Here is a 12,473-nt window from a genome sequence, read left to right as displayed (position 1 = left end):
GTTGATTTGACAATAAATTTGTTTTGCCCTTAACGATTGCCTGATACGTCAACCAGAAAATGCTGGTCCGGATAAAGTGCCGACGATAGTAGGAATAACCGTATAAAGCATCCGCAATGGGGTATATCCTCATTTTTTCATTTAGGGCAAGTTCCTGCCTTGTACAACTGTGCCTATACTTTAATCAAAACAAAATTAACGTTATGAAAAAAAAACTTAATCTGCCGCTTCTGGCCCTATTGGGGATGTTGTGGTCATCCGCCTTTGCATCACCCCCCTCGGAAACCAGGAGGCTCCCTTACTTCCCCGCTAACGACACCCGGAAGATCCAGGGTATCGTAAGGGATTTTCAAACCCGGCAGATCTTATCGGGGATTTCCGTACAGGTGAAAGGAACAAATAAGGCTACAGCAACGGATATAAACGGAAAGTTTACCCTGGAACTGGAAGGAACCGAAAATACGCTGGTAACCTCGTCGGTAGGGTATGAAAAACTGGAAATAAAAGTTTCCGGCAAATCATTTATCGATATAGAATTAAAACCCACTGCCGCCAATCTGAATGAGGTGGTAGTAGTCGGTTATGGAACGCAGAAGAAAGGTGATGTGACCAGCGCCGTCGCCAGTGTCAAATCAGCAGACTTTGTCAAAGGCAGTGTACAGGATGCAGCGCAATTGATACAAGGGAAAGTGGCAGGCGTATCCGTCATCATGCCCAGCGGCGATCCTACGGCCAATTCGGCGATCATACTCCGGGGAATTCCGACGCTGGCATCAGGGTCCGCTCCCCTGGTACTGATCGACGGCATTCCCGGAAATTTAAATACGGTCGCTCCGGAGAACATAGAATCCATTGATGTACTGAAAGACGGATCCGCGGCCGCCATTTACGGAACCCGTGGCACAAACGGGGTCATCCTGATCACGACCCGGAGGGCTGCTGCCAATGCCGAGCCTACCCTTGAATACAATGGTAATGTAAGTACCCAGACCATTGTAAAAAAACTGGATCTGCTTACGGCCGCCGATTATAAAAGGCTGGCCGCACAAGGGATACCCCGTATCGATTATGGAGGTAATACGGACTGGCTAAAGGCCATTACCCGCACCCCGGTTTCACAAATTCATAATCTCAGTCTGCGGGGCGGCAACTCCAAAACAAATTATGTCGCTGAGCTGAACTACCGTAGTATGCAGGGGATCTTCCTCCATTCGGACAATAAGACCCTGAATGCTCACATTAATGTCAACCATAGCATGTTCGACGGCAAATTAAAGGTCAGTGCAGACATGGTCAGCAGCAGCAATAAATATTTTACGACAGGAGACGGAGCCAGTTTCAACGGTTATACCTACCGGCAGGCTGTACTTCGCAACCCGACCGATGCCATAAAGGATTCCGCAGGCAATTGGATTGAAAGAAGTATTTATAATTATTCCAACCCCGTAACAAGGCTGGCAGAAAGTTACGGCGAAAATGCCGCGACTAATACAAGATACAGCGGTTCGCTTCTTTTTGAGCCGATTGCCGGTCTCAAATTCAAGGGCCTTGGCGCCCAGACAAAATACAACCAGACCAGGGGCTATTCGGAAACCAAGAAAAATATTTCGACTACCAGGGATGGCAGGAATGGTTATGCATCAAGGGGCACCCAGGCAACGACCTCGAACCTTCTGGAATTAACGGCTGAATATAGCCGAAGAATTAACGACCATTCACTGACCGTATTAGGAGGATATAGTTACCAGGACGATACTTATGAGGACTACTACATGCAAAACTGGGACTTCCCGACCGATATTTTTTCCTATAACAATATCGGGTTGGGTAATGCCTTAAAGAAAGGGCTGGCCCCTATGTCCAGCGTCAAAAATTATTCCAACCTGATCGGTTTTTTTGGCAGGCTGAATTATAACTACCAGGACAAATACCTGCTGGCTGCCAGTATCCGCCACGAAGGGTCTTCCAAGTTTGGCGCCAACCATAAATTCGGGGATTTCCCTTCAATATCGGCAGGCTGGAGGATCAGTAAAGAAAGTTTTATGCAGGGCGTGACCTTCATTAATGATCTGAAATTAAGGGCAGGATATGGCATCACCGGAACAGCTCCCACCGATAGTTACCTGGCCTTGCCTTTATTGGGTTACACCGGTTATACCTTAGTGAATGGCGTCTGGATGCCGCAACTCTTACCCGCCTCCAATCCAAATCCCGATCTGCGCTGGGAGAAAAAAGAAGAAGTCAATATCGGCCTCGATTTCTCCCTGTTCAAAAACAGAATCAGCGGCAGCATCGATTATTACAACCGGAAGACAAAGGATATGTTGTATCAATACAATGTACCCACACCGCCCTATCTGTACCCTACTATATGGGCCAATGTGGGCGCCATGCAGAACAAGGGATTGGAAGTGCTGTTGAATTTCATACCGGTTTCCGCCAAAGATTTCCAATGGCGTTCGAGCGTCAATTTCTCCACCAACAGCAATAAACTGGTTTCTCTTTCCAACGACCTCTATAAGACCACTGTGGATTATTTTGACGCTGGTTATACAGGAGAGCCGGTGCAGCAGGCAACACATCGTGTACAGGTGGGCAAGCACATAGGTAATTTTTACGGATACAAAGTAGTAGATATTACCGATGACGGCAAATGGATATACCAGACAAAAGACGGAAAAACCACATTGGATAAAGACCCCACCAACAAAGCCATCCTGGGTAACGGCTTGCCAAAGTATTATGCAGGATGGAACAATAATTTCCGTTATAAAAACATAGACCTGAATATCAGCATGCGTGGAGCATTTGGATTTCAGATCCTCAATTTCCAGCGCATGTATTATGAAAACCCTACCGTCACACAATATAACAGCCTGAAATCTGCCTATGACAAAGTATACGGAAAGGCAGTCCTCAATGATGTGCTGGAGTATACGAATTATTATGTCGAAAACGGCAATTTCCTGAAGATCGACAATATTACGCTGGGTTATAATTTCGGCCTGAACAATAATAAGATCTTTAAAGCCGCCAGAGTATATGTGTCTACGCTTAACACCTTCACCATTACCAAATATAAAGGATTGGATCCGGAGGTTAACACCCCTGCTTCCCAGCCTCTTGCCTACGGAGATGACGACCGGGATAAGTATCCCACTACCCGTACCTACACGCTTGGTCTGAATCTCACTTTTTAATTGTTAACCGCCAAATCGAATCTGTATGTTAAAAATAAATGCAAAAACTATCCGGGCGCTGATCCTGTTTGTTTGCTTTTCCTATGCCAGTTGTACCAAGCTGGATAATAAAATATATTCTGATATCGACTCCGATAAATTCGTACCCACTGAAAATGATCTCAGCTCCCTGGTAGGTCCCACCTATTCTACTCTCCGGGACCTGATGATGGGATGGGATGGCCTTTATGACGTTGAAGAAATAACCGCAGATGCCCTTGTTATCCCTGCCCGTCCGAACGGATGGGTGGATGGCGGCGATTATAAAAGGATGCACATGCATACCTTCAATTCCCTCCAATATCATATGTCGGCCGTCTGGAGCCCCAGTTATACCGGAATCACCAATTGCAACCGGGTCATTTTCCAGATCGAATCGGGGAAGATACCCGTTACCACCGGTAAAGAGACTTTACTGGCAGAATTAAAAGTCCTGCGGGCGCTTTATTATTATGTACTCTGCGATAATTTCGGGAATGTACCGATCGTGACCAAATACGATGTAGCCGCCGGTTTTTTGCCCACTCAGAATACCAGAAAGGAAGTCTATGATTTTATTATCAAGGAAATCAAGGACAATATTTCCCTGTTAAAAAACGATGCCGATAAATCAACCTATGGAAGGATGAACAAATGGGCCGCTTATACCCTACTCGCCAAAATGTACCTGAATGCCGGTGTTTATACCGGGCAAACAGCCTGGGATGATTGTATCAGCGCCTGTGACTCGGTTATCCTCTCCGGCAACTATCTCCTGGAACCTAATCAGCGGGATGTGTTCAAAACGGATAACCAGAATTCAAAAGAAATTGTTTTTGCCATTCCTTTCGACGAAAAATTTGCAGCCGGGTTTAACATCCAGTTAAAAACCTTACAGCCAATCAGCCAAAGTTCGTTTAACCTGCAAAACTCACCATGGGGCGGAATCTGCGCTATACCGCAATTCATCAACACCTATGATCCCGATGACCTGCGGTTAAAGGAGAACTGGATACAAGGACCTCAGTACAATTTAAATACGGGCCAGCAATTAGGCTGCGAATATCCTCCATTATCCACCCAGGGGCATTTGCTGGAATTCGTCAATAAATTGCCAGGCATAGACTCCTCAACGGAGATAAATGGTTTCCGGCTGGGCAAATACGAATTTGCAAGCGGGGCTTTGTTCGATCTCAGTAATGATTGCCCTTTCTTCCGTTATGCAGATGTGCTTATGATGAAAGCGGAATGCCTCTTGCGGAAAGGACAGGCCGGGGATGCAGCGACCATCGTCACCGATGTCCGTCAGCGAAGCTTCCGTAGCAATCCGGCCAAAGCCATCGTAACCGGGGCAGACCTTATGGCGGGCAGCAGCTATAACTATGGTGTTGCCGTAAACGATGTGATCCAGAACCCTGAAGGCGGTGCAGATATCCAATACGGCAGGTTCCTCGATGAACTGGGTTGGGAATTTGCCATGGAAGGAAGACGCAGACCCGACATGATCCGCTTCGGAGTATTTACCAAAAAATCATGGCTTTCCCATGTACCTAATGGCGATTTCAGAACCTTGTTCCCCATCCCTCAGGATGAGCTGGATAAAAATAATAACCTGAAACAGAACCAGGGGTATTGATAAGGGCCTGCTTTTTTTCAAAAAGTGTCGCAGGCCCTTATCAATACAATTGTGCGTCGCGACTGGGGGTGGGCCCCCAGTACCCCCCTGGGTTGGAGGATGGTTATATCTTTCAGGATAGTTATTCCTTTCAGGATAGTTATTCCTTTTAGGATCTTATTCCTTTTAGGATGGTTATTTCTGGAGGATCGTTACTTGCCGGAGGACCTTATTTGCGGACCTTACTTGCCGGAGGATTACAGGGACAACCTGTAGTTCTCCGATTTTTTCTTGAGATTTCTTTGTACACCTTGGTACAAAGTTCTTAACGAATCAGGATTTTGAGAGCCAAAAATAAGACCATCTGTATAGTTTTAGCCGGACGAGTCATGAGAGACAAAAATGAGACATCCGATGTATCAAAAACGAACATACTATGTATTAATAATGAACTCTCCCCGGAACTTCCTTTCAATAAATAATTGCATACCAATACGATAGGACAATGGCATGGGATTGACATCCTTTTTGCATAATATTGATTATGCTTATTAACTATTGCCGTATAGCCTTCCGGAATTTGAAAAAACATAAAGTTTTTTCGTTTATTAATATTACGGGTCTGGCCGTGGGGATTGCCATCTTTTGGATGATGGCCCTTTATATAGCCAATGAACTGAGTTATGACCGGTCTTTTGAAAATGCCGACCGGATCTTCCGGGTTGTACAGTATGGATCCTGGCCTACGGGAAGTTTCCAATTAGCCCCTACAGCCCCTCCGCTGGCCCCCGCCCTTCTTCATGATTTTTCAGAGGTCGAAGCGGCTACACGGATTGACGCTGAAGGTGGCGGAACCCTGATCTTTCAGGAAAAAAAACTGAAAGTGGATGACATTCTTTTTGCCGACCCCTCTCTGTTCACCCTGTTCCGGTATCCTTTTTTATATGGGGACCCACATGAAGCACTGGCCAAACCTCAGTCGATCGTATTGACCCAAAGCCTTGCAGAAAAACTGTTTGGAAGAGCAGAACTGGCCCTGGATAAAACGATCCAATTCCAAAATGGCGGACCGGTCCTTGTCACGGGAGTGATCCGAGATATTCCGCAGAATTCCCATTTGTCTTTCAGCGCATTGTGCTCCATGCCGCATGATCTGCCGGATACCTGGAATAATTCTTATGTCTACACCTACCTGCTTTTACATAAAGGAGCAGACGCAAACAAACTGGCCGCAAAGTTCCCCGCTTTTTATGAACGTCATTTCAAGGACGAATTGAAAAAAGCCCAGGGAGGAAAAATGGAATACCGGATGGAATTACAATCCCTGCCTTCCATTCATCTGCATTCCAACCTCGGTTATGAGATCGGCCGCAATGGCGACATCCGTTATATCATCCTGTTTTCATCAGTAGCCCTGCTGGTCCTCCTGATCGCACTGATCAATTATGTAAACCTGGCTACGGCCCGGTCTTCCATACGGGTAAAAGAAGTAGGCATCCGGAAAGTGGTCGGTTCCGGGCGCAAACAACTCATCCTGCTATTCCTGTCGGAATCTGTATTATTCACCCTTTTTGCCGTTGTCATCGCCGGTTTGTTATCAGATCTTATCCTCTCCTACTTTAATCAGCTTTCGGGTAAAATGCTAACCTTATGGCAGTTCGGTACAGGAAAAACGATGGGAATCCTCGCAGTTTTCACACTGATCACCGGAGTGGCAGGCGGAATCTATCCAGCTCTCTTCCTTTCCCGGTTCCGGACAATTCCGGCCCTCAAGGGGCAACAGGGAAATTTGTCCTTCAATGTTTTTTTCCGTAAATCGCTCGTCACTTTTCAATTCGTGATCACCATCATGCTGATAGCCTCTTGCTGCGTCATCTACCAACAATTACATTATGTCCTGAACAGGGATCTGGGGTTCAATAAGGATCAGGTGCTGTCCTTCCACATTTCAGATCATGCAGTTCGCTCCAGGGTAGAAACCCTGAAAGTCCGGTTATTACAAAATCCATTGATAGAAGCGGCGGCGGCAGCCAGCAATCCCATCGGCGATAACAATATCGGCTCGAACACATTCAACTTCGAAGAAAATGGACAGATCGCCATTTTCCCGCGGATGGTACAGGCTTTTATGATCGATGCAGATTACCTCCATACCCTGCAAATCAAATTATTAAAAGGCAGAGGATTTTCAACGGACAGACCTGCCGATAAAACAGGTTCTGTATTGGTGAATGAAACACTCGTGAAGGAGCTGGGCTGGGCAGATCCGATAGGCAAACGGGTGCAGTCAAATGGGGAAAAACAAGAAGACAGATCGGAGTCTCTCGTGATCGGGGTGGTAAAAGATTTTAATATTTACTCCCTACAGCATAGGATCGAACCTCTTGTTCTGAAAATGCCTCCGGTAACCAACGAAGAAGACAATTTATATGTCCGGGTAAACCGGACCAACGTTCCGGCAGCCATTAAATATATCGAAGAGACTTATCGCCAATTTGACGCCCAAAACCCCTTTGCCTATCATTTTCTGGATCAGAATTTTGCAGCACAATACGAGGCGGAAAAAAAACAGGGAAGTATTTTGTTCATTTTTGCCGCACTGGCGATTTTCATCGCTTGTCTGGGATTGTTTGGACTGGTGACCTTTACAGCAGAACAACGTACCAAAGAGATCGGCGTCCGTAAAGTTCTGGGAGCCAGCCTGATGAGCATTGTCCGGCTTTTATCCAAAGACCTGGTAAAACTGGTGGCCATCGCTGTCCTGGTCGCCACACCATTAGCCTGGTTGGTCATGCATAAATGGCTGGAAAGTTTTGCATATCGTGTCTCTATCGGTTTAGGCGTGTTCCTGCTGGCTGGCGTGCTGGCCATATTAATCGCAGTTATCACTATTAGTGTGCAGGCAATACGGGCAGCGCTCGCAAACCCTATCCAGGCACTACGAAACGAATAAATTAAAGCCGTCTCCATGTTTGTACAAACATGGAGACGGCCTTTTTAGTTTATTGATGTCCGTAAATTCCTTAATTTTTTACTCCTGATGCAAAGGTTTGTTACCGCCTAATTCGTATGATCCTTCTTTGCATCATCTTCCACCTTCACCTGACGTTTGGCCTTGGTTACGGGGTGTTCAACCCCTCTGTTTTTCAGGCGTTTGGCATCCTTGTTAATGTCCTTATTTTCCGCCCTTACCACTTTTTGATCTTTGGTGGCTTTCCTTAATCTCAAATGTCCAAGGTCTTTATTTACTTTGTGTTTGGCCGCTTTCTTTTCCCTTACATCGGTTTTAAGATCCTTCATTTCCGCTTTTTTCGGAGGATCCGTTTGCGCCATTGCCCCTGCGGCTATGGAAATACTTAACAACAGAAATAATACTTTTTTCATGATAATTTATTTTAGTGTATAATGTTTGTATAACGGTGAACTTATTTCTTCATCATGTTATGGCATTTTTCGGCTTCGCTCAAATGCATTTTCAAGGTATGGAGTGTGCTGTCTGCAAATGCCCTTATATCGGCATCAGAACCATTTTTTGATTCGTCTTCAAATTTTGAGATGGTCTTTTTATGACCGTCGATCATCATATCGATATAGGCCTTGTCGAAATCTTTACCGCTTTTTTTCTGGAGATCATCGATGTCCTTTTGTGCTTCCTGGGAAATAGTCGTAGGTAAAGTAATATTTTTAGAACTGGCCACTGCCTTTAATTTATCTCCGGCGGCCGTATGATCTTTTTCCATCATAGCCCCATACTCCTTTACATCTTTAGCCATTCCTTTCTGTTGCGCCAATTGTCCGAGCTGGACTTCTGTCATCCCTACATCCGCGACCGTTACGACAAATTTTGCATCATCTTTTGAAACGGAACCGGGAATGGATGCTGCAGTAGTCCCCGAATCCATCTTTACAGTATTGGAATCTTTTGCTTCTTTTACGCTATCGTTCTGGCCACTGTTGTTACAATTCGAACAGGCAAGAGCCAGAAGGGCGGCAGCGCAATAGTTAATAACGTTTTTCATAATTCAGTGTTTTTCCTGGATATCTTCAAATGCTATGCCACCAGCCTGGCCACCTTATCCTAAAAACCAGATTCGTGATCCGCCATTAAAAAAAAGACAAAGCAAGATGGGTATCGACATGATAGGGCCTGTAGCCGGGACGATTGTTAAATAACCAACCCATTAATTTCCCACGAATCTCACCCCACCACCCTATGGTGTCCGGAGGGAGAGTTTCAAAATAATCCGCCTTACCCATTTTTACCTTTATAAGTACCCTATTGCCGGTAGCCAACCCCCTGAGGTCTTCATCCATCAGGCTATTAATCTCTTCCGGATCATTTACGATATAGGCTTTGCCGCTGATATGGAGGAAAAAATTCCTGCCTTTCCGGAAAAACTCCAGTTTAACCGGGAATTCCTTGTCGAATTCGTGCAGGGCCTGTCTTGGCCTGGGTACAAAAAACCACATTTGTCCCAAATCGTCTACTTTTAATACAGATACGATTGAGGTGGAAATTCTCAACAAAGAAGTGTTCTGGCTAAAAAAAAGCGCACTTCTTATATCCTGTATCTTTTCCTGGAGAAAGCGGAGATCTGATGAATGTTCCATATCCTGAGGTTTTAACAATTAATTTCAAAATCAATACCAGCCCTCTTACTGGTTTTGGGGAATATGCATGACCTATTCATTATCAAGGCAAAAAAAACCAAATGCGGCAAGTAAACAGAAATCCTTATTTAGTGATTGGATGAACCAATTGGGAAGGATGAGGAAAAATTTGCACAATGCCCGGATCATCTCTATTTATTCTACTACCGGATCATCCCCATTTATTCTACTATAAGTCTTGCCAAAACTTTTAAATACTTGGCATAGCGAAAGCAGTGATATTTTTTTCTGGCATACTTTTTTGATAGGTTTGTATGACAATGAGCCTGAAAGAATAAAAAAACAGACCCCTGTTTCTACAGGGGTCTATCATTTAAGATCTGTCTCAAATTATCGGATTTATCTCATCCTTTTAAGACCTATCTCATTTTTTCAATTGCGGAATCTTCTTTTTTGTTCCCTCGGGATCATCTCCGATCTCAGCAGGTTTTGCAGTATCAGGACTTTCTTCTGTTACCGGCTCATCCTCAGCATCATGGGATTCGTTCCTATGACCTTTGGCAGTGCTTTTTTGAACTTTATGTTTATTTTCCCGGCTCAGTTTCGGAGAAGACGGCTGCATCTGTTTGTTATCTTTCATAATTCTGGTTTTGAAGGTTAATTAATTGTTTACCGGATAAAAGAATAAAAAACAATGCCAGGGTATGATAGGGGTTTTTTGCAAGGATATCCCATTGCCAGGCAGAATCAGAACGGATATCCTATAGCTAAGTTCAGCACCATCTTTGAAATATCTGCAGCCTTATTAAACTGCCATTTTTGCCCTTCGGGCAGCCAGGGATACCTTACCGGCACCGCCACATCGATCCTAAGGACAAGGATGCTCAGATCGAACCGCAGCCCTGTTCCCACTCCTACAGCTATATCCTTTAAGAAATTGGAACTTAGGGTTGAACCCGGTCTGCTGGAGTCAGTTTTTAAGGTCCAAATATTACCGGCATCAACGAATAATGCCCATCGTACGATAGAAAAAAGTTTATTCCTGTATTCGGCATTCATTTCCATTTTGACATCCCCCGGCTGGTCAGGCAGATAAACATTTTTTTTCTGACCTCCTGGGAAATAACTACCCGGACCCAGGGCCCTGGATCGAAAAGCCCTGATATCATTGGAGCCCCCTACGAAGAATTCTTTAATAAACGGCATCGTGCTGCTATTCCCGTATGAAAAACCCGCCCCGCCGGTAATCCTTGAAGCAAACATGCTGTACTTACCAAAACTAAGGTAGTGCCGGAAATCGGCCTCAAAACGGGCATATTGTGAAAAAGGAGTATTAAAGATTTTCTTTTCTTTTCCCTTATCAATATTTGCTCCCGTGATGAGTCCTAAGATATTCCCTGACAGGTCTATATTCCCGTTAAAGTAAAAATTATTGGTGCGCCGGTTCTGTTTGCCTAAGGAATTATAATTGAAATTGTAAGAAGAGCCAATAATAAACTGCCGCTCAATGCTCCTGCGCAGAGTAATATTGGTATCGAGCGCGAGCTGGAAAGCAGGATTAATATTAGTGGGTCTTACATAATTAATCCCCAGTACCGTCAACTGATGCTCGGTGGTAAGATTGTTTTTGAAAATAAACCCATAGCTGGTTTTGATCGAGGTAAGAGTATATTGGGAGCTACGGTTGAATATATCATATCCCGCACTGATTTTTGTCTTGGGCACTGATGCGCTTCCTGAAAACCAATGCAGGGGGCTTACAATCCGGGGGATCACTAAATTTAACGCTACTCCGGCCCTTGTGGTGCTCACCTTTTGCCCACCGCCGACGAATTGCTCTTCAAGGCCGCCGTAAATGCTGGCCGAGAACAATTCTGCCCCTTTGAAGAAGTTACGGTTACGCCAGCTCAGGGATAATTCCCCTCCCGTGGTATTATCGGATCGCGTCAATCCGGACGCTTCGAACCGGATCGATTTTTTCTGGGCGGGAGTCAGGTAATAGAATACATTCAATTTATTACTGGATAGGGTATCTACCGGCTCAAACCGGGCCTTTACAAATTTGAAAACCCCCAGGCTGGTCAGGCGGCTCAGGGAAAGATTATGGTCATTCCTTTTGTAAAGGTCTCCGGGGTGGAACACCAGGGTCCGTTTGTAGATCACCGGAAGGAACATACCTGTCGAATCTATTATCCTGTAGCCTTCATCCGTAATTTTTATTTTTTGAGCGCTGGTATCCATATGGATATCGTATTGCGCATAAACGGTCACCTCATTAATGTAATAGGGTAGTCTGGCTATAGGAGGTGTACTTTGTTTCACACGCACCTGAAGGTCCACCCTATGCCCGCCGATCGAAGAATCCACATCCACGATCAGGTTATTAGGATTAAAATAATAATACCCCCTTTGTTTGAGCCTGGAATCGATCCGGATACGCTCATCCTTGATCACGTCCAGGTCGTAAGGATCGTTCTTTTTAAGCAAAGACCGCTTTTTAAGTGTGTCAATTTGCCGGTTCAACGCATCTGTATCCATTGGGTAGGAGACGTTGCGTATCAGATATTGAGGGCCGATCTGCGCCGTGTATATGGCTGTCAATAACTTTTTCTTATCCAGCGTTTCCGCCATGACCGTATCATGGAAATAGCCTTTATTTTCCAGGTAATTCTGCAATACGTCGCGGTTTTTCTCAATCAGCGTCGGCGAAGCCAGTACGGGAGGCTCGCCCACTTTGGTCTTCAACCAATTTCTAAATCCCTTCTTCTTTTTGGGAGTGCCGGCTATATTATATACCCAAAGTTTGAACCGGAAGCCCAGGAACTTTCCGTTGAGCCTGGGCCTCAATAACCCCTCCAGTTCCTCACGGATCGCCTTCGACCTGCCCCTGGAAATTTTCACAGAAGATTTAACCTCCACCTTATTTGAGGCATATAATTGTTCATGAGCCCCAAGGTATTTCGATTCCCGGCAAGCCAGAAGACTAAGGGTAAAAGAGAGAAAGGTTATCCATTTTTTTCCTGCCATGA

At 45.1% G+C, this 12,473-nt stretch carries 8 protein-coding genes; 3 read left to right on the top strand and 5 right to left on the bottom strand.

The annotated features are described in order from the left end of the window. The first annotated feature begins 203 nt into the window (after positions 1–203). From ACX0G9_RS01345 to ACX0G9_RS01335, 3 genes are all read left to right on the top strand, one after another. On the top strand, positions 204–3,200 hold the full coding sequence (locus ACX0G9_RS01345) for a SusC/RagA family TonB-linked outer membrane protein (RefSeq protein WP_459063037.1): 2,997 nt from the start codon (positions 204–206) through the stop codon (positions 3,198–3,200). Between the two features lie 25 nt (positions 3,201–3,225). Further along, the gene (locus ACX0G9_RS01340) at positions 3,226–4,854 is read left to right on the top strand and encodes a RagB/SusD family nutrient uptake outer membrane protein (protein WP_459063036.1); all 1,629 of its coding nucleotides are present in this window, start codon (positions 3,226–3,228) and stop codon (positions 4,852–4,854) included. Positions 4,855–5,377: 523 nt separating this feature from the next. Next, entirely contained in the window at positions 5,378–7,786 is a 2,409-nt protein-coding gene (locus ACX0G9_RS01335) for an ABC transporter permease (RefSeq protein ID WP_459063035.1), read from the top strand. A gap of 107 nt (positions 7,787–7,893) precedes the next feature. On the opposite strand, the gene ACX0G9_RS01330 is transcribed toward ACX0G9_RS01335, so the two are convergent. The 5 genes from ACX0G9_RS01330 to tamL form a co-directional block, all read right to left on the bottom strand. Beyond that, the gene (locus ACX0G9_RS01330) at positions 7,894–8,217 is read right to left on the bottom strand and encodes a hypothetical protein (protein ID WP_459063034.1); all 324 of its coding nucleotides are present in this window, start codon (positions 8,215–8,217) and stop codon (positions 7,894–7,896) included. A gap of 41 nt (positions 8,218–8,258) precedes the next feature. Continuing rightward, on the bottom strand, positions 8,259–8,852 hold the full coding sequence (locus ACX0G9_RS01325) for a DUF4142 domain-containing protein (RefSeq protein ID WP_459063033.1): 594 nt from the start codon (positions 8,850–8,852) through the stop codon (positions 8,259–8,261). Positions 8,853–8,937: 85 nt separating this feature from the next. Further along, positions 8,938–9,444, bottom strand: coding sequence for a pyridoxamine 5'-phosphate oxidase family protein (locus tag ACX0G9_RS01320; RefSeq protein ID WP_459063032.1), 507 nt, complete (start codon positions 9,442–9,444; stop codon positions 8,938–8,940). Between the two features lie 424 nt (positions 9,445–9,868). Continuing rightward, positions 9,869–10,084: a hypothetical protein gene (locus ACX0G9_RS01315; RefSeq protein ID WP_459063031.1), complete on the bottom strand. Its 216-nt coding sequence runs from the start codon at positions 10,082–10,084 to the stop codon at positions 9,869–9,871. A gap of 107 nt (positions 10,085–10,191) precedes the next feature. Next, the gene (gene tamL, locus ACX0G9_RS01310; protein ID WP_459063030.1) at positions 10,192–12,471 is read right to left on the bottom strand and encodes a translocation and assembly module lipoprotein TamL; all 2,280 of its coding nucleotides are present in this window, start codon (positions 12,469–12,471) and stop codon (positions 10,192–10,194) included. Positions 12,472–12,473: the final 2 nt, after the last annotated feature.

The organism is Flavitalea flava (assembly GCF_054461575.1).
Note: the sequence above shows the minus strand (reverse complement) of the source record. Positions and strands in the feature narration are given on the sequence as shown.

What these genes read in the sequence shown, in the direction of transcription:
- ACX0G9_RS01345 (WP_459063037.1), top strand. Translation starts at nt 204, where the DNA reads ATGAAAAAAAAACTTAATCTGCCGCTTCTGGCCCTATTGGGGATGTTG.
- ACX0G9_RS01340 (WP_459063036.1), top strand. Translation starts at nt 3,226, where the DNA reads ATGTTAAAAATAAATGCAAAAACTATCCGGGCGCTGATCCTGTTTGTT.
- ACX0G9_RS01335 (WP_459063035.1), top strand. Translation starts at nt 5,378, where the DNA reads ATGCTTATTAACTATTGCCGTATAGCCTTCCGGAATTTGAAAAAACAT.
- ACX0G9_RS01330 (WP_459063034.1), bottom strand. Translation starts at nt 8,217, where the DNA reads ATGAAAAAAGTATTATTTCTGTTGTTAAGTATTTCCATAGCCGCAGGG.
- ACX0G9_RS01325 (WP_459063033.1), bottom strand. Translation starts at nt 8,852, where the DNA reads ATGAAAAACGTTATTAACTATTGCGCTGCCGCCCTTCTGGCTCTTGCC.
- ACX0G9_RS01320 (WP_459063032.1), bottom strand. Translation starts at nt 9,444, where the DNA reads ATGGAACATTCATCAGATCTCCGCTTTCTCCAGGAAAAGATACAGGAT.
- ACX0G9_RS01315 (WP_459063031.1), bottom strand. Translation starts at nt 10,084, where the DNA reads ATGAAAGATAACAAACAGATGCAGCCGTCTTCTCCGAAACTGAGCCGG.
- tamL (WP_459063030.1), bottom strand. Translation starts at nt 12,471, where the DNA reads ATGGCAGGAAAAAAATGGATAACCTTTCTCTCTTTTACCCTTAGTCTT.